Origin of the sequence: Solwaraspora sp. WMMD406 (assembly GCF_029626025.1) — a bacterium.
Taxonomy (GTDB): Bacteria; Actinomycetota; Actinomycetes; order Mycobacteriales; family Micromonosporaceae; genus Micromonospora_E.
Map to the genome: position 1 here is coordinate 5,707,881 of NZ_JARUBF010000001.1, position 17,573 is coordinate 5,725,453.

Sequence of the window (17,573 nt, forward strand, 5' to 3'; positions counted from 1 at the left end):
CTCGTCACTAGCGGCGGTCACTCGTCCCATCCGGCCTGGAGTACGGTTCTATCGGGTACCCGGTTCATCGCGGCCGGCGGTTCGCCGAGCGGCACGGTGTCCGCTACCGAGCCGGGCGGTCCGGCCCTGCGGTTGTCCGACGCCGGTGTGGCGACGATGCGACGACGAAGGTGGAATTTCCACTTCCCTCGTCGATCACCGACTAAACGGGTACCCGGCTCGACTTCCGATTGCAATCGCATTCCCGACGCAAGCCTCAATCAGGATTTTCGTCGCAAATTACGAAGCCGGTCCGGCCGGCGGGATCCGCCGGACACCATCGAGAGTACGGTGTGCCGATGAGCGATCGCACCGTTCTGGTCACCGGTGGCTCCGGCGGACTGGGAAGCGCCGTGACGGCTACCCTGCGGGCCAGCGGCTGGCGGGTGGTGTCAGCCAGTCGCCGCGTTCGTGGCGGCACCGCCGACGACCGGCCGGCCCCGGGTGACGCCACCGTCGCCGGGCCCGCCGTCACCGAAGTGGCGGCCGATCTGACCGAGCCCGACGGTGCGGCTGCCGCCGTGCAGCACGCGGTGAGCGACCCGGACGCACCGTTGCGCGCGGTGGTGAACCTCGTCGGCGGCTACCACAGCGCCGGTCTGATCCACGACACACCGGTCGCTGACTTCGACCAGATGCTGCGGGTCAACCTGCGACCCACCTATCTGGTGACCCGCGCCGCCCTGCCGTACCTGATCGACGCCGGCGACGGCGCCATCGTCTGTGTCTCCTCCCGCGCCGCCGGTACGCCGTTCGCCGGGGCGGCTGGTTACGTCACCGCCAAGGCCGCCGTCCAGGCCTTCGCCGCGGCGGTCGCGGTCGAGTATCGACAGTTCGGCGTACGGTGCAACACGGTCGCGCCCGGAGTGATCGACACCCCGGCCAACCGCCGGCAACAGCCGGCAGCCGATCACGGCGCGTGGGTCGACCCGTTGGAGATCGCCTCGGTGGTCAGGTTCCTGATCAGCGCGGACTCCGCCCCCACCAGCGGCGCCGTGATACCGGTGTACGGCCGCGGTTGATCAGCCCGACGGCCGTGGCCCGGCCGGTGCCACGCCCCGCCACCACCGTCCGCGAGGCACGGCGTCCGGACGGGACAGCCAGGCCGCCAGCTCCGCTCGGATGAGTCGAGCGACCTCGTCGGCACTGCCGCTGGCGTCGATCACGACGAAGGCAGCGGCCTCCGGCAGCGACTGGTAGGCCGCCGCGCTACGGACCAGGAACTCCAGGGATTCGCTGTCGGTGCCGCGAGTCTCGATCCGCTGGCGTGCCTCGGCCGGCGGCAGCCACAGCAGAAACGTCACGTCCGGCTCCGGAAAAGGTCGGTAGACCAGTCGGGCAAGCGATTCCCAGGCGGACGCGCCATGGGTGCGGATGCTGGCGTACTGGCAGGCGGCGTACCGGTCCATCACGGCGACCTTTCGCGGCGAACCCACCACCGACCGGGCGATGGCGAGCCACCGCAGCAGCGCCTCCAGGAACAGCAGCCCGCCCCGACCCAGCAGGCGCCGCGCGTCGGGGCGGCCGAGCCGGACCGCGAGGCGGTCGAGCCAGCGGCGTCCACCCGCGTTACGCCAGTAACGCGCCGGTAGGCCGGCGGCGGTCAACTCCTCGGCCAGTCGGTGCGCCTGAGTGGTCTTGCCCACGCCGTCGATGCCGACCAACGCGATCCGCCGTAGTGGGGGCGGGCTCGGCGTCGTCGCGGGCGCGGGCGCTGGGGCTACCAGAGTGGACGCCGGACGCACCGGCGAGGACGAGAGTCTCGAATCATTGGTGGGTGGCGGCTGTCGTCGTGCCGGAGGCAATGTGGCGAGCACCTTTACCACGGTACAAAGCTGCCGCACCTCGTCCACCGTGCCCGCGACGGCATCAACGACCCCCACGGCCGGCGACCGGCGGACACGCGACCGGGTGGGCCGACCCGGACACTCCGCCGTGAAGCGGACCCCGGGCATGAAGCGGGACACCCACAAGGTGTGAACTCTCGGCGGGCCGGGTAGGGGTGAACTCCACCACAGGACCACGCCACGGCACCGACCGCCGCTATACACCACCCAGCACGGGAGCACAGATGGTTCACCGAGAAGACGACGGGCTGCTGTACACCCTGAAGCGGGTCGCCGCCGTACTCAAACAGTCGGACATCCCGTTCGTGCTGGGTGGAAGCTTCGCCGTCTACGCGCACGGCGGGCATTCCAGCGATCACGACGTCGATTTCCTGATCCGCGAGACCGACGTCGAGCCGGCGCTCGCGGCCTTGGTCGCCGCCGGATTCACCGCCGAGCGGCCGCCCGAGGACTGGCTGGTCAAGGTCTACGACGACGGACGGATGGTGGACCTCATCCATCGTCCGATCGAGACCCCGGTGTCCGAGGAGACGTTCGCCGAGAGCGTCGTCAGACCGGTCGACGCGATTCACCTTCCGGTGCTGTCGGCCACCCTGCTCATGGTGCACAAGCTGATGAGCTTCTCGCAGCACTATTGCGATTTCGCCCGGGCGCTGCCGTTGGCCCGGTCGCTGCGGGAACAGATCGACTGGGAACGGGTACGCAAGGACACCGCGCACTCGCCGTACGCCGATGCCTTTCTGGTGTTGCTGGATCGGCTGGACGTGGTGCCGGACAACCAGCGGGAGGTAAGCGATGACCAGAGCATCCGAACCGCAAGCCGGTCCGCCGGACCAGGCCAGCCGGATCGACGAGTACGCGGAAGCGGCGGTACAGCGCCTGCTCAGTGAGCACGCTGCCGTCGCCGAGCAGGGCATCACCGTCGTCCGCCGGGAACACGAGTTGGTGCTCCGCGGTGAGGTGGAGAGCGACCACCGGCGGGACGAGATCGTCCGACTGGTCGCCGAGCGGTTTCCCGACGTCCGGCTGAGCAGTGACATCGGGGTGATCCGGGCGCAGGCCCCGAGCGAGGCGGAGGAGCTGTCATGATCCGTATCGCCGCCGTGGGCGACGTGCACATGGACACCGACGTACTGGGGCGTTTCCGCCCGGCTCTCGCCCAACTGGCGGACCAGGCCGACGTGTTGCTGCTCGCCGGCGATCTGACCCGGCACGGCACCGAGGCGGAAGCACGCTGCGTCGCCAAGGAGTTCGGTGGTCTACCGGTGCCGGTCGTGGCCGTACTCGGCAATCACGACCACCACTGCGACCAGGTGCCACAGGTGACGAAGGTCCTCACCGAGGCGGGCATCACCGTGTTGGAAGGAACCGGGGTGGTCGTCGACTGCGCCGGTGGCCGGCTCGGCATCGCTGGAGTCAAGGGCTTCGGGGGTGGTTTCGCCGGACGCTGCGCCAGCCAGTTCGGTGAGCCGGAGATGAAGGCCTTCGTCGGCACCACCGCGGCGTCCGCCGATCGGTTACGGTCGGCCCTCGCCGACCTGGACTGCGACGTACGGGTGGCCTTGACCCACTACTCCCCCGTGCCGGAGACCCTCGTCGGCGAGCCGTTGGAGATCTACCCGTTCCTCGGTTCCTATCTGCTCGCCGAGGCGGTGGACGCGGTTCCGACCGCGCTGGCCGTCCACGGTCACGCGCACTTCGGCAGCGAACGGGGCATCACCCCCGGTGGCGTACGGGTGCGAAACGTGGCGCATCCGGTGATCAAGCAGGCATACAGCGTCTTTCATCTCAGCGAGTCGATAGTCGACCGGGATTGACGAAGGTTTCCCGAGCCGACCAGACGGGTACTCAGCAACCATGGAGCTACTTCTCTGGATTCTCGCAGTCGTACTGGTCGTTGCCGGCGTCTTGGCCCTGTTCCGCCGGCAGCTGCTCTGGGGCATCGTGCTCATCGTCGTCGGGCTGCTCGTCGGTCCCGGCGGAGTCAGCTTGTTCGCTTGACGATGCCCGGCGCCCCGGCATGACGCCCGGCCGCCACCTGTCTGCCGTACCTCTCCCACCCTCCCGAACCTGCCGGGGCCGTCGAGCCCGGATCCGGTCCTCCCCGAAGCGGACCGGCGACGACGGCCCCGGCACCAGCTTTCTACCCGTGGAAGGCGAGGTTCCGCCCGTGGAAGATCACGCGAGAACAGCCACCACCGTGTCTGGTTCGCCCGTACGGGACACCAACCGGCCCTGGTGGGGTGTGTTCGTCTTCGTGGCGATGGTGGCTGTCGCGGCAGCGGTCGGCGCACTCGCCGCTTCCGGCGCGTCGAGCGAGTACGCCGGCCTGGAGCAACCCTCCTGGGCGCCACCGTCGTGGCTGTTTAGTCCGGTATGGACTATTTTGTATGCCATGATAGCCATCGCCGGTTTTCTGGTCTGGCGACGGCACGGCGTATCGGTCGCGGTCGGCGCCTGGGTGGCCCAGCTGGCCCTCAACGCGGCGTGGACGCCGCTGTTCTTCGGCGCTGGTCGGTACGGCCTGGCATTCGCCGAGATCGTCCTGCTCTGGCTGGTCATCGGGGTGACCGTGACGCTGTTCTGGCGGATCTCGCGAGTGGCAGCCGTGCTCATGTTGCCCTACTGGGCCTGGGTCACCTTCGCCGCCGCGCTCAATCTGGCCATCTGGCGACTCAACGCCTGACCGCGAGCACCCCACCCGAAACCGGACGGGCGGGCACCCCCGCCGTGCCGAACACCTGTCGAATGATCGAACATCTGCTATGCCTGGCTGATCACTCAGTCAGGCCATCACCGCGTCCGGACAGCCCGGGACCGGCGAGGTTTCCGAATTGTTACAAGCCGAGATGCTCTCAGGGCTAGACGGAGATCCGCTGCAAGCGCTTACATGTGAAGACGCCCAGACAGCAACGACCGGCGTGATCAGGTCACGGGACTCGCGGCCACGTCGGCTAGGAAGGGAGAACGCACATGGCGGTCTTCACCAGACCACGCCAGGCCTTCGCGCTCGCCAGCGTGCTCGGGCTGGCACTCGCCTCGACAGCGTGCGTTTCGGAGAGCGGCACCAACGCTGACCCGGAATCCGAGGAATGCGCCCCATACAGTGACTACCAGGGCAACGACGGCACCGAGGTGACGATCTACGCCTCGATCCGCGACGCCGAGGCCGATCTGCTCGAGGAGTCCTGGAGCGAGTTCGTCGACTGCACCGGCATCGACATCCGCTACGAGGGCAGCGGCGAGTTCGAGGCCCAACTGCAGGTGCGGGTCGACGGCGGCAACCCGCCGGACATCGCCTTCATCCCGCAGCCGGGTCTGCTGCAGCGCTTCGCCGACTCCGGCCAGCTGCAGGCCGCCTCGGACGAGACCAAGGCGATGGCCGAGGCCAACTACAGCGAGGACTGGCTCAACTACGGCACCGTCGACGGCACCTTCTACGGCGCCCCGCTCGGCTCCAACGTCAAGTCCTTCGTGTGGTACTCGCCGAGCATGTTCGCCGACAACGGCTGGACCGTGCCGGAGACCTGGGACGAGCTGATCGCGCTCAGCGACGAGGTCGCCGCGACCGGCACCAAGCCGTGGTGCGTCGGAGTCGAGTCCGGTGACGCCACCGGTTGGCCGGCCACCGACTGGATCGAGGACATCATGCTCCGGACCCAGACGCCGGAGGTCTACGACCAGTGGACCACCCACGACATCCCGTTCAACGACCCCCGCGTCGCGGAGGCCGTCGACCAGGCCGGGTCGATCCTCAAGAACGAGGAGTACGTCAACGGCGGCTTCGGTGGGGTCTCCAGCATCACCGCCACCGCGTTCCAGGAGGCCGGTACGCCCATCCTCGACGGTGAGTGCGCGCTGCACCGGCAGGCCAGCTTCTACGCCAACCAGTGGCCGGCAGGCACCGAGGTGGCCGAGGACGGCGACGTCTTCGCGTTCTACTTCCCGACCAACGACCCGAGCGCCGGTCAGCCGGTTCTCGGCGGTGGCGAGTTCACCGTGGCGTTCGCCGACCGGCCCGAGGTCCAGGCCGTGCAGACCTACCTGGCTTCCTCGGAGCACGCCAACAGCCGGGCTTCGCTGGGCAACTGGGTGTCGGCCAACAACGGGCTGGACATCGCCAACGTGGAGAACCCGATCGACCGGCTCTCCGTGGAGATCCTGCAGGACGAGAACACCACGTTCCGCTTCGACGGAAGCGACCTGATGCCGGCCGCGGTCGGCGCCGGTACGTTCTGGCGCGGCATGGTCGACTGGCTCAGCGGTCAGAGCACCGCCGAGACCCTCGACTACATCGAAGGTTCCTGGCCCGCCAACTGACACCACGCGGCCGGTCCGCCCCGGAGACGGGGCGGGCCGGCCGCACCACAGCCGGGATCGGTCGACGCACCGTTGGGAGGGCGGATGTACTTCGACGTCGCAGAGCAAGTCCCGAAGCTGATCATGCTGCTGTACGGGTTGCTCGCGTTCGCTGTGATCGTCGGTGGGCTGCTGCTGTTACTCGACGCCGTACCGAGCTGGTTCGCGCGGCGCCGCGAGCAGCGGCTACTCGCGGTGAGCGCCAGCACCGGCGGTTCGGTGCCGATCGGTCGACCCCGGCGCGGCTCCGAGGGCCTGTTCGGGATCTTCTTCCTGTTGCCGGCCCTGCTGCTACTCGGGATCGGCTTGGTCGTCCCGGCGCTGCGGACGACCGTCCTGTCGTTCATGGACGGGCGCAGCGAGAACTGGGTCGGGCTGGACAACTACCAGTGGATGTTCTCCCAGGACGAGATCATCCAGGTACTCACCAACACCCTGATCTGGGTGTTCCTGGTGCCGACGATGGCGACCGCGATCGGCCTGATCTACGCCGTACTGGTGGACAAGGCCCGGTTCGAGGCGCTGGCCAAGTCGCTGGTCTTCATGCCGATGGCGATCTCCTTCGTCGGCGCCAGCATCATCTGGCGGTTCGTCTACGCGTACCGGGGCGGTGAGCAGGAACAGTACGGCCTGCTCAACTACGTGGTCACCTTGTTCGGGTTCGAACCGCAACGCTGGTTGCAACTCGACGCACCCCTCAACACGCTGCTGCTGATCGTGGTGATGATCTGGATCCAGGCCGGGTTCGCGATGGTGGTGCTCTCCGCGGCGATCAAGGCGATCCCCGGCGACATCATCGAAGCGGCCCGCCTCGACGGCGTGAACGCCTGGCAGATGTTCTGGCGGGTGACGATGCCGAGCATCCGGCCGGCGCTGATCGTCGTCGTGGTGACCATCTCGATCGCCACCCTCAAGGTCTTCGACATCGTCCGGACCATGACCAACGGCAACTACGACACCGGTGTGATCGCCAACGAGATGTACAACCAGGCGTTCCGCTACGGCCAGAACGGATACGGCTCGGCTCTGGCGGTGTTCCTGTTCGTCCTGGTCATCCCGATCGTCATCTATCAGATCCGCAACCTGCGCAAGCAGCGGGAGGTGTGAGCCCATGACCACTACCACGCCCCCCGTGGCCGCCCCGGCCACCAGCGGGGAGGAGCAGCCCCGTACCCGGGTCGGCCGGGTCCGCAAGCGGCTCAACACACCCGCCGCGACGATCGTCGCGATCGTCATCGCGGTGATCTGGACGATCCCGACCTTCGGCCTGTTCGTCTCGTCGTTCCGACCGGCGGAGGAGATCCGGACCACCGGCTGGTGGACCTTCTTCACCAACCCCCAGGTCACCCTGGAGAACTACCAGGACGTGCTCTTCGGTCGATCCTCGTCGTCCGGGCAGCTCTCCAGCTACTTCATCAACTCGCTGGTGATCACGATCCCGTCGGGGCTGTTCCCACTGGCGTTCGCCGCGCTCGCCGCGTACGCCCTGGCCTGGATCAACTTCCGGGGCCGGGACCTGATCTACATCTGCATCTTCGCCCTGCAGATCGTGCCGTTGCAGATGGCGCTGGTGCCGCTGCTGCGGTTCTTCTCCCAGGGCACCACGATCGGTGGCATCACCCTCACCCCGGCCTGGGGACTGGACAGCTACGAACGCTATGTCCAGGTCTGGTTCGCGCACACCTGCTTCGCCCTGCCGCTCGGCGTCTTCCTGTTACACAACTTCGTGTCGCAGCTGCCGAAGGATCTGATGGAGGCGGCCCGGGTCGACGGCGCCACCCACCCGAAGATCTTCCGGACCATCGTGCTGCCGCTGATCGCCCCGGCACTGGCCGCGTTCGGCATCTTCCAGTTCCTCTGGGTCTGGAACGACCTGCTGGTCGCGTTGATCTTCGCCGGCGGCGAGAGTCGGGTGGCACCGTTGACGGTACGGCTGGCCGAACTGGCCGGCACCCGGGGCGACGAATGGCAACGGCTGACCTCCGGTGCGTTCGTCTCGATCATCGTGCCGTTGATCGTCTTCCTCTCGCTGCAGCGGTACTTCGTCCGAGGGCTGCTCGCCGGAAGTGTGAAGGGCTGAGTCCGGGCCGCCCGGGCACCACCGGGCACACGCCGAGTCGACCCAGGACCAGAGACCCATGACCAGAATCGACGACGTCGCCCGACTCGCCGGGGTCTCCACGGCGACCGTGTCGCGGGCCCTGCGGGGCCTGCCCACGGTCACCGAGGCGACCCGGCTGCGGGTGCTCGACGCCGCCGCCCGCCTCGGCTACATCGCCTCGCCGAGCGCGTCACGCCTCGCCGGAGGCAAGACCCGGGCCGTCGCCGTCGTGGTGCCCCGGATCACCCGCTGGTTCTTCAGCACGGTCGTCGAGGCCGCCGAGGACACCCTGCAAGAAGCCGGCTACAGCCTGCTGCTCTACAACCTCGGCGGTCGGGAACGGACCCGGCACCGGCTGTTGCAGACCGCCAACCTGCACCAGCGGGTGGACGCGATGATGCTGATCGCGACCCCGCTGGAGCCGTCGGACTTCGCGGCGATCACCGCGTCGGCGATGCCCGGCGTCACGGTCAGCTCCGGCACCGTGGTGCCCGGCTGGCCGAGCGTCCGGATCGACGATGTGGCGGCGGCCCGGTCCGCCACAGCACATCTGATCGGGCTCGGGCACCGGCGGATCGCCCACATCTCCGGCAGCTCCGCCGACGAACTGGCCTTCACCACTCACCTGGACCGGCGACGCGGCTACCAGGAGGCGCTGATCGCCGCCGGGCTGACCACGGATCCGGCGCTGGACGTGGAGGGCGACTTCACCATCAGCGGCGGCGGACGGGCCACCACCGAACTGCTCCGCCGCGACCCGCTGCCGAGCGCGATCTTCGCCGCCTGCGACGAGATGGCGTTCGGCGCGATCGCCGTCCTGCGCCAGGCCGGACTGCGGGTCCCCGCCGACGTCAGTGTGATCGGTGTGGACGACCACGACGTCGCCCGCGTCGTCGGCCTCACCACGGTGGCGCAACCCGCCGCCGAGCAGGGTCGGCTCGCCGCTCGCGCGCTCCTCGGCCCGTTACGCGGCGCGGGGCGCGACGAACCGGTCGCGTCGGTGATCCTGCCCACCCGACTGATCCTGCGAGAGTCGACCGCGCCGCCTGCGGGAACGCGGTGAACCGAAAGCCGGCCGGACCAGTGAACCGAAAGCCGGCAGACCCAGTGAACCGAAGATCAGCAGGCAAGATGGACCGCTACGTGAGGCGAGGAGTACCGCAGTGAGCACCCCAGCAGCCCGTACCCGCGACGACGCCGCCACCCGATGGTGGCGGCAGGCGGTCATCTACCAGATCTATCCCCGGTCCTTCGCCGACTCCGACGGCGACGGCATCGGCGATCTGCCCGGTGTCACCGCCCGGCTGGACCACCTGGTCGCCCTCGGCGTCGACGCGGTCTGGCTGTCGCCGTTCTATCCGTCGCCGCAGGCCGACGCCGGCTACGACGTCGCCGACTACCGCGACGTCGACCCGATCTTCGGGCGGCTCGCCGACGCCGACCAGCTGATCGCCGAAGCGCACGACCGGGGCCTACGGGTCATCGTCGATCTGGTGCCCAACCACACCTCGTCGGCACACCGGTGGTTCGTCGAAGCCCTCGCCGCCGCACCGGGCGACGCCGCCCGGCAGCGTTACATCTTCCGCGACGGCCGGGGCCCGAACGGCGACCAACCCCCCAACAGCTGGCACTCCGTCTTCGGCGGACCCGCCTGGACCCGGACCGAGAACCCGGACGGCAGCCCGGGACAGTGGTACCTGCACCTGTTCGACGCCGGCCAGCCGGATCTCAACTGGGACAACCCGCTGGTACGGGACGAGTTCATCGACATCCTGCGGTTCTGGCTCGACCGGGGCGTCGACGGGTTCCGGGTGGACGTGGCACACGGCCTGGTCAAGCAGGCCGACCTGGCCGACTGGCACTACCCGGAGGAGACCTACTCCGGCGAACACGTCGACCTGCCCCGACCACCGATGTGGGACCAGGACGGCGTCCACGACGTCTACCGGCAGTGGCGCGAGGTGCTCGACGGGTATCCCGGCGAGCAGATCCTGGTCGCCGAGGCCTGGGTGCAGCCCGCCGAACGCCTCGCCGCCTACGTCCGCGCCGACGAGATGCACCAGGCGTTCAACTTCGAATACCTGGAGGCGGCCTGGACCGCCGACGCGCAGCGTACGGTGATCGAACGGTCGTTGGCCGCCGCCGACGCGGTCGGCGCCCCGACGACCTGGGTACTGTCCAACCACGACGTGCTGCGGCACGCGACCCGGCTGGCGCTGCCGGTCGGCGCCCCCCGGCCGAACGGCATCGGCGCGGACGACCCGCAGCCGGACCCGGCGCTGGGGCTACGCCGGGCCCGCGCCGCCAGCCTGCTGATGCTGGCCCTGCCCGGCTCGGCCTACCTCTACCAGGGTGAGGAGCTGGGGCTTCCGGAGCACACCACGCTGCCGGACGAGGTCCGGCAGGACCCGACCTGGCGACGCAGCGGGCACACCCAGCGGGGCCGCGACGGCTGCCGGGTGCCGATCCCCTGGGAGGCCGACGCCCCGTCGTACGGGTTCGGACCGACCGACGCCAGTTGGCTGCCGCAGCCACCGGTCTGGGCCGAGTACGCGGCGGACCGGCAGGTCGGGGTGCCGGGCTCGACGTACGAGATGTATCGCACCGCGCTGGCGCTGCGCCGCGAACACGGTCTCGGTGCCGGCGAACTCCGCTGGTTGGATTCGCCGCCGGACGTCCTCGCGTTCCAGGTCGGTGCGTCGAACGGCGAGTCGACCGGCGACGAGCCCGGTGGGCTGATCGTGATCACCAACTTCAGCGCCGGGCCGGTACCGCTGCCACCGGGCCTCGAACCGGTGCACGTCAGCGGCCCGCTCGACGACGGTGACCGGGTGCCGACAGACATCACCGTCTGGGCTCGGCAGCGTCGCTGACCGGCTCCGGGCCGGCGGCTGACGTACCGCCGCCGGCCGCCCGGCCGGTGAGCAGGGTGTGCACGTCGTCGATGTCACACGGGGCGGTCCGGGACGCCAGCCAGTACATGATCCCGGTCGGGACGAAGAACAGCTGGAACACGGCGAGCCCGACCGCGTAGTTCATCGGCGGCGGCACCGCCCCACCGATGGCCCGCAGGGCGACCGGCAGCAACGCGTTGCCGGTCGCCCGACCGACCCCGTTGACCAGGTTGCCGAGGCTGTAGACGGTGCCCCGGTGCTCCGGCGGGTTGACGTCGGCGATCAACGCGAACCAGTTCGGCGAGTTGGCCGAGGTCAACGCCAACGCGAGCAGGGCGGTCAGGAAGGCCAGCCCGATCGTCGGCTCGCTGAACACACCGCGCAGCACGGCGGCGGTCACCGTACCCGCGCCGGCGCCGTCGGGCACGTCGATGCGCATCGGGACGAAGAACAACACCAGGTAGAACGGCACCGCCGCGAGGATGCCGACGGCCGCGACCAAGGCCCGGCCCCGAGGGGTACGCCGTTGCAGCCGGTCGCCGACCAGTCCACCGACGATCGACAACGCCCCGCCGAGCTGGAACAACGTGGCGAAGACGCTGCCGACGACGATCGCCGTACCGGCGGTGTAGCCCTGGTCCTCGGCGCGGGCCCGGAACAGCGCCGGCAGCCAGACCAGTGAGCCGAACGCCACCTGCGCGGTGAGCCCCTGCGCCACCAGCCAGACGTTGGTGCGTCGCCGGGCGATCGTCGGCAGGTCGGCCCGGCTGATCCGGTGCTCGTACTCGCCGCCGGCGGCGAACCGGCCGGCCAGCTCCGGCTGGCTCTGCCCGCGCCGCACGTCGACGGTGAACAGGTACGCGACCGTGGCGACCAGCCCGGCGGCGGCGAGCACCAGGAACGGCCGCCGCCAGTCGGCGTGCCCGAGCAGTCCGCCGAGCAGGGTCCCGGCGAGGGTGCCGACGCCCTGCGACAGCCCCCAGAAGCCCATCACCAGACCCCGCCGGGCCGGGGTGATCAGGTCGCTGACGACGGAGAACCCGACCGAGGCGACCGCGCCCAGCCCGATGGCGGCGACCAGTTGGGCGGCGAAGAACAGCGGGTAGCTGCCCGCGAGGGCGGTACCGGCCGCGCCGAGGCCCCAGATCACCGTACCGGCCATCAGCAGCGGTTTGCGGTTGCCGCGGTCGCCGACGTACGCCCAGCCGACCGCAGCGATCGCGCTGACCAGGAACGTCGCGGCGGTGACCGCGCCGATCGCCCCTTCCGGTACGGCGTACGTGTCGGCGATGCTGCCGTACAGCGGCGGAACCAGGCCGATCGCCACGTTGTCCAGCGAGGCGAGCACGATGAACACGACGACGCTGTAGATGCGGTGCGCCCGCCCACCGGTCAGCGTCATGCCGACGAGTATGGATCAGCGCACCCGACTGCCGATGGTCGGGCACAGGCTTCCCGCCACCCGATTACGGACCTCAACGCGACACGCCTGACCCGAGTGCCCGTCAACGATCTTCAGCCTCTGGACGATCTCGGCGTTCGTCGAACACTCGGTGATCTTGATCGGTTGACGTGCGACGTAGGCCGACGGCGACTTGCCGACAGCCGCCGCCCGCTCCTTGACCGGCTCGGCGACATCATCGGACATGTCTCGGATATTCAGCGTGGCGACGAAGGGCGGCTAGCGCCTTGCCAGCTCGCCGCAGGTCACCTCGGACAGCACGTCATGATGCGCGGGACACGCCTTGGTCCGGTGACCGGTCGACGAGCCGGTACGACGGCAGGTCGCGTCGGCGGATCAGCCACTCGGCGACGATCACGTTGGGCAACCAGGACAGGAACGGCACGGCGGCGTAGGCGGTCTCGAACAGCAGGTCCGGGTCCGTGTCCGGTCCGGCGAACGGCAACTGTACGACGATGAGGACGCCGACCCACGAGCGCAGGGTCACAGCGGCGAACGTCAACGCGTAGTTGCGGATCATCCAGGCCTGGTGCTGGCGCAGGTCCCGCCGCCGCGCGGTGTCGAAGCCGCGCCACGCCGTGTACGCCCACAGCACCGCGACCGCACCGAACCCGAAGAAGCCGACTATCCGGGCGTGGTTGAACGGCAGCATCACCAGCGCACACACCGCCGCGACGCCGACGGTGAGCAGGTACGCCACACCGACCGAGCGGTGAGCTAACGGCCAGCGGCGGCGCAGCCGCTGGGAGAACTGCCACGGCCCGAGCAGCAACGCGAGCGACCCGAGGGCGACGTGGACGTAGAAGGCCCACCGGACCGGCAGCGGCGCGTCCACGTAGGTGCCGGCCAGCCCGGCACCGTCGTCGGCGAGGGCGCGCAGGTCGGCGCTGGCGTAGGTGTACAACGAGAACCCGCCGATCGCGAGCGAGGTGAGCAGCACCGCCGTCCAGCCGGTGCGGGACCGCCGTACCGGTCTTCTGCTGGTTGTCCGCACCGGTGGTGACGCCATCACTGCCGTGTCGCTCATGACCGCCCCCTGGCGAGTATGTAAGTGCCATTCACAATGTAAGTGACGTCAACATACGGCCTGATGTTAATGTCGTCAACATGGCAGCTGGGGCCACTCGCCGGACGTACCACCACGGAGCGCTACGCGATGCGCTGCTCGCCGGTGCCCGGGAGCTGTTGGCCGAGCGCGGAGCGGAGGGCTTCAGCCTCAACGAGCTGGCCCGGCGGGTCGGCGTCAGCTCCGCAGCGCCGTACCGGCACTTCGCCGACCGCGAGGCGCTGCTGTCCGCGCTGCGCGACGAGGGGTACGACGCGTTCGGTGCCGCCCAGCGCGCCGCCGCCGCACAGGCCACCGACCCCGCCGACCGGATCATCCGCCTGGTCGCCGCGTACCTGCGCTTCGCCGAGGAGAACGACGCGATCTTCGGCATGATGTTCCGGTACTGGTCCTGGGCCGAGGTACGGCCTGACACCTTCGCGCCCCTGGTCGACGCGGTGGCCGAGGCACAGCAGGCAGGTTTCCTGCCCGACGGTCAGTCCGCCACCGCGCTGGCTCGCACCATCTGGTGCACCGTCCACGGCCTGACGACCTTGCGTCTCACCGGTGGTCTGACGAAACTCGGCCTGGACGCCCCGACGGACGAGTTGATCCGCGACACGTTCGCGGCGATCCTGCGGCCCTCGGATAGCTGAGATCCACTGCCGGCGAAGCGCCACGCACAATCACCATGATCACCGTGGACCCTGACGACGCTAATTGGTAGGGGTCTTCAGGTCGGAACGTCGATGATGGATGATGCCCCGGTGCTGTGGTGGCTGGCAGGGCTGGTGGACGACGATGACGAGGGGTCGGCCGGCAGCCTCTACTTCGTGCCCTTGCGGGGCTGGGCCGTCGTCACAGCAATCATCGGGTTGATCCTCACCGTGGCCAACGTCATTCACGCAATACGGCTCTGACGCGATCCGAAAGCCGGATTCGAGCTACCTGCAACCTGCCGATCAGCGAACCATCCGTCGAGGACCTCGACAACACGACGGACGGTGACCGTCCTGGATCGACGACGACCACGCCGGTCGGGACAACAGGACCGTCAGACAGCGGAGTACAGCCGGGTTAGCCGGCGGTGGCCCGGTTCAGGACGTGGTCGCGGGCGTCGGCGTACCGGGCCCGGATGGCAGGCACCGGATCGGCGGTGTACTCCTCGGTGTCGGCCGGGGTCCAGTCGGGCGCGTCCGGGGTGCCCACCGCCAGCCAGGCGGCCTGCCGGGCCGCGCCGTCGGCGACATACTCTCCCGGCGGCGGTACCAGCACCGGGCAGCCGAACACCTCGGGGGCAATCCGGCGTACCGCCAGAGACCGCGCCCCACCACCGACCAGGATGACCCGGTTGATGGCCGCACCCTGGGCGACGATCGCGTCGAGACCGTCTGCGAGCGCGCAGAGCAGCCCTTCGACGGCGGCCCGGGCCAGATGCGCCGGAGTGGTGTTGGCCAGGGTCATCCCATGCAGGGCGGCGCTGGCGTCCGGGCGGTTCGGGGTGCGTTCGCCCTCGAAGTACGGGACCAGGACCAGTCCGTCGGCGCCGGCCGGTGCGCCGAGCGCCAACTCGGCGAGCCGGGCGTGGTCGACGCCGAGCAGCGCGGCGGTGGCGTCGAGGATCCGCGCCGCGTTGAGGGTGGCGACCAGCGGCAGGAACCGGCCGGTGGTGTCGGCGAAGCCGGCGACCGTACCGCTGGGGTCGGCGGCCGGGGTGTCGGCGACGCTGAACACGGTGCCGGAGGTGCCGATAGACACGATGACGTCGCCGGGGCGGGCACCGACGCCGAGCGCGGCGGCGGCGTTGTCGCCGGCGCCGGGGCCGAGCGGGGCGCCGGAGCGCAGCGCGCCGGCCAGGTCGGTGGGGCCGAGCACTGTCGGCACCAGCGGCGTCCGACCGAAGGCGTGTTCGAGCAGATCCGGCCGGTACTGGCCGGTCGCGGCCGACCAGTAGCCGGTGCCGCTGGCGTCACTGCGGTCGGTGCGCAGCGCGGCGAGGTCGCCGGTGCCGGCCAGCCGCCAGGTCAGCCAGTCGTGCGGCAGGCAGACGGCGGCCGTACGGTCGGCGGCGGCCGGCTCGTGTCGGGCCAGCCAGCGCAGTTTGGTGATGGTGAAGCTGGCCACCGGCACCAGGCCGACCGCGTCGGCCCAGGCATGCCGGCCGACGAGCCCGCCACCGAACTCGTCGACCAGTTCGGTGGCGGCACCGGCCGAGCGGGTGTCGTTCCACAGCAGGGCCGGCCGGACCACCTGGCCGGCTTCGTCCAGGCAGACCATGCCGTGCTGCTGACCGGCGACCGCGGCAGCGGACACGTCGTCCAACCCGCCGGCCGCGTCGACGGCCTGTCGCAGCGCCGCCCACCAGGCGTCCGGATGCACCTCGGTGCCGTCGGGATGCCCCGCCCGGCCCTCACGGACCAGCTTCCCGGTGTCCGCGTCGCGGATCACCACCTTGCACGACTGGGTCGACGAGTCGACACCGGCGACGAGGGTCACGGCTGGGCCTCCAGGAGGATCGGGCGGGGTAGGCAGGCGGCGCGGTCAGGCAGGGGTCAGCGGATGGTCAGGACCGGGCGCCGAGCAGGTGCTCGACGGCGAGCTGGTTCAGCCGTACGAAGTGGAAGCCCTGCTCGGCGACGGCCTCCGGGTCGAAGTCCTCGAAACTGGCCCGGTCGGCGAGCAGATCGGTGTAGGTCTCCCCCGGGCTGAGGGTGGGCACGGCCAGGTCCGGGACCTTGCTGGCGGCCAGAGCCTCCTGCACCTCGGGGTCGGCCCGGAACGCCGCCGCCCGCTCCTTGAGCAGCAGGTACGTGCGCATGTTGGCGGCGGCCGAGGCCCAGACGCCGGTGTAGTCCTCGGTGCGCGACGGCTTGTAGTCGAAGTGCCGGGGGCCGTCGTAGGCGGGGCTGCCGTCGGGGCCACCGTTTTCCAGCAGGTCGACCAGGGAGAACCCGTTGAGCAGGTCGCCGTGGCCGAAGACCAGGTCCTGGTCGAACTTGACGCCGCGCTGGCCGTTGAGGTCGATGTGGAACAGCTTGCCGTGCCACAGGGCCTGGGCGATGCCGTGGGTGAAGTTGAGCCCGGCCATCTGCTCGTGGCCGACCTCGGGGTTGAGGCCGACCAGCTCCGGGTGGGCGAGGCTGGAGATGAAGGCGAGGGCGTGGCCGACGGTGGGCAGCAGGATGTCGCCGCGCGGCTCGTTGGGCTTGGGCTCGATGGCGAAGCGCAGGTCGTAGCCGCGGTCGAGGACGTACTGGCCGAGCAGGTCGACGGCCTCCCGGTAGCGGTCGAGCGCGGCCCGGATGTCCTTGGCGTGGTCGTACTCGGAGCCTTCCCGGCCGCCCCACATGACGAAGGTCTTCGCGCCGAGCTCGGCGGCGAGGTCGATGTTGCGCAGCACCTTGCGCAGCGCGTACCGCCGGATGGAGCGGTCGTTGCTGGTGAAGCCGCCGTCCTTGAAGATCGGGTGGCCGAAGAGGTTGGTGGTGACCATCGGCACCACCAGGCCGGTCTCCTCGAGGGCCTTGCGGAACCGGGCGATGTGCTGGTCGCGGCTGGCCGCGTCGGCGCCGAACGGGATCAGGTCGTCGTCGTGGAACGTGATGCCATACGCTCCCAGCTCAGCGAGCTTGTGGACCGCCTCGACCGCGTCGAGTGGCCCTCGGCTGGCGTCGCCGAACTGGTCGCGGGCCTGCCACCCGATCGTCCAGAGGCCGAAGGAGAACTTGTCAGCCGGAGTGGGCTGGACTGCCATGGTGACCTCCACGTAACACGGTCGATTTGTTTAGTCATTGAATTATTTTCCTCGGTTATGGCATTGTCAAGA

18 protein-coding genes and 1 pseudogene are annotated in these 17,573 nt (G+C 69.7%); 13 read left to right on the plus strand and 6 right to left on the minus strand.

The annotated features are described in order from the left end of the window. Nucleotides 1-338 precede the first annotated feature (338 nt). On the plus strand, nt 339-1,061 hold the full coding sequence (locus tag O7632_RS25290; protein WP_278117800.1) for an SDR family NAD(P)-dependent oxidoreductase: 723 nt from the start codon (nt 339-341) through the stop codon (nt 1,059-1,061). On the opposite strand, the gene O7632_RS25295 is transcribed toward O7632_RS25290, so the two are convergent. Continuing rightward, nucleotides 1,062-1,685 (minus strand): thymidylate kinase, encoded by a 624-nt coding sequence (locus O7632_RS25295; RefSeq protein WP_347403601.1) that lies wholly within the window; start codon nt 1,683-1,685, stop codon nt 1,062-1,064. Between the two features lie 425 nt (nt 1,686-2,110). Between O7632_RS25295 and O7632_RS25300 the strand changes: the two are divergent. The 10 genes and pseudogenes from O7632_RS25300 to O7632_RS25345 all read left to right on the plus strand — a co-directional run. Further along, nucleotides 2,111-2,656, plus strand: a pseudogene (locus tag O7632_RS25300) (nucleotidyltransferase); the annotation flags it as partial. Between the two features lie 25 nt (nt 2,657-2,681). Further along, the gene (locus O7632_RS25305) at nt 2,682-2,975 is read left to right on the plus strand and encodes a hypothetical protein (protein WP_278117803.1); all 294 of its coding nucleotides are present in this window, start codon (nt 2,682-2,684) and stop codon (nt 2,973-2,975) included. Then, nucleotides 2,972-3,703: a metallophosphoesterase gene (locus tag O7632_RS25310; protein ID WP_278117805.1), complete on the plus strand. Its 732-nt coding sequence runs from the start codon at nt 2,972-2,974 to the stop codon at nt 3,701-3,703. Before O7632_RS25305 ends, O7632_RS25310 begins: the two co-directional genes overlap by 4 nt. A gap of 40 nt (nt 3,704-3,743) precedes the next feature. Next, entirely contained in the window at nt 3,744-3,887 is a 144-nt protein-coding gene (locus O7632_RS25315) for a GPGG-motif small membrane protein (RefSeq protein WP_199757467.1), read from the plus strand. 244 nt (nt 3,888-4,131) lie between these two features. Beyond that, nucleotides 4,132-4,572 (plus strand): TspO/MBR family protein, encoded by a 441-nt coding sequence (locus O7632_RS25320; protein ID WP_278120375.1) that lies wholly within the window; start codon nt 4,132-4,134, stop codon nt 4,570-4,572. Nucleotides 4,573-4,859: 287 nt separating this feature from the next. Then, nucleotides 4,860-6,206 (plus strand): ABC transporter substrate-binding protein, encoded by a 1,347-nt coding sequence (locus O7632_RS25325; RefSeq protein ID WP_278117809.1) that lies wholly within the window; start codon nt 4,860-4,862, stop codon nt 6,204-6,206. A gap of 84 nt (nt 6,207-6,290) precedes the next feature. Then, on the plus strand, nt 6,291-7,352 hold the full coding sequence (locus O7632_RS25330; protein WP_278117811.1) for a sugar ABC transporter permease: 1,062 nt from the start codon (nt 6,291-6,293) through the stop codon (nt 7,350-7,352). Between the two features lie 4 nt (nt 7,353-7,356). After that, the gene (locus tag O7632_RS25335) at nt 7,357-8,325 is read left to right on the plus strand and encodes a carbohydrate ABC transporter permease (protein ID WP_278117813.1); all 969 of its coding nucleotides are present in this window, start codon (nt 7,357-7,359) and stop codon (nt 8,323-8,325) included. Nucleotides 8,326-8,383: 58 nt separating this feature from the next. Next, nucleotides 8,384-9,409: a LacI family DNA-binding transcriptional regulator gene (locus O7632_RS25340; RefSeq protein WP_278117815.1), complete on the plus strand. Its 1,026-nt coding sequence runs from the start codon at nt 8,384-8,386 to the stop codon at nt 9,407-9,409. Nucleotides 9,410-9,509: 100 nt separating this feature from the next. Then, entirely contained in the window at nt 9,510-11,219 is a 1,710-nt protein-coding gene (locus tag O7632_RS25345; RefSeq protein WP_278117817.1) for a glycoside hydrolase family 13 protein, read from the plus strand. Here O7632_RS25345 and O7632_RS25350 read toward each other — a convergent pair. The 3 genes from O7632_RS25350 to O7632_RS25360 all read right to left on the minus strand — a co-directional run bounded on the left by O7632_RS25350 (nt 11,191) and on the right by O7632_RS25360 (nt 13,729). Next, the gene (locus O7632_RS25350; RefSeq protein ID WP_278117820.1) at nt 11,191-12,642 is read right to left on the minus strand and encodes an MFS transporter; all 1,452 of its coding nucleotides are present in this window, start codon (nt 12,640-12,642) and stop codon (nt 11,191-11,193) included. The two genes, O7632_RS25345 and O7632_RS25350, sit on opposite strands and share 29 nt — an antisense overlap. A gap of 15 nt (nt 12,643-12,657) precedes the next feature. Next, the gene (locus O7632_RS25355) at nt 12,658-12,888 is read right to left on the minus strand and encodes a hypothetical protein (protein WP_278117822.1); all 231 of its coding nucleotides are present in this window, start codon (nt 12,886-12,888) and stop codon (nt 12,658-12,660) included. A 76-nt stretch (nt 12,889-12,964) separates the two neighbouring features. Next, entirely contained in the window at nt 12,965-13,729 is a 765-nt protein-coding gene (locus tag O7632_RS25360) for a DUF2306 domain-containing protein (RefSeq protein ID WP_278117824.1), read from the minus strand. Nucleotides 13,730-13,809: 80 nt separating this feature from the next. On the opposite strand from O7632_RS25360, the gene O7632_RS25365 reads away from it, so the two are divergent. Continuing rightward, complete coding sequence (locus tag O7632_RS25365) at nt 13,810-14,403, plus strand: TetR/AcrR family transcriptional regulator (RefSeq protein ID WP_278117826.1); 594 nt, start codon at nt 13,810-13,812, stop codon at nt 14,401-14,403. A gap of 93 nt (nt 14,404-14,496) precedes the next feature. Beyond that, nucleotides 14,497-14,667: a hypothetical protein gene (locus O7632_RS25370; RefSeq protein WP_278117828.1), complete on the plus strand. Its 171-nt coding sequence runs from the start codon at nt 14,497-14,499 to the stop codon at nt 14,665-14,667. 157 nt (nt 14,668-14,824) lie between these two features. Here O7632_RS25370 and xylB read toward each other — a convergent pair whose 3' ends face one another. Further along, nucleotides 14,825-16,243 carry a xylulokinase gene (gene xylB / locus O7632_RS25375; RefSeq protein WP_278117830.1) on the minus strand — a complete coding sequence of 473 codons (1,419 nt, stop codon included), beginning with the start codon at nt 16,241-16,243 and terminating at the stop codon, nt 14,825-14,827. 67 nt (nt 16,244-16,310) lie between these two features. Then, nucleotides 16,311-17,501: a xylose isomerase gene (gene xylA / locus O7632_RS25380; protein WP_278117832.1), complete on the minus strand. Its 1,191-nt coding sequence runs from the start codon at nt 17,499-17,501 to the stop codon at nt 16,311-16,313. Between the last annotated feature and the right edge of the window lie 72 nt (nt 17,502-17,573).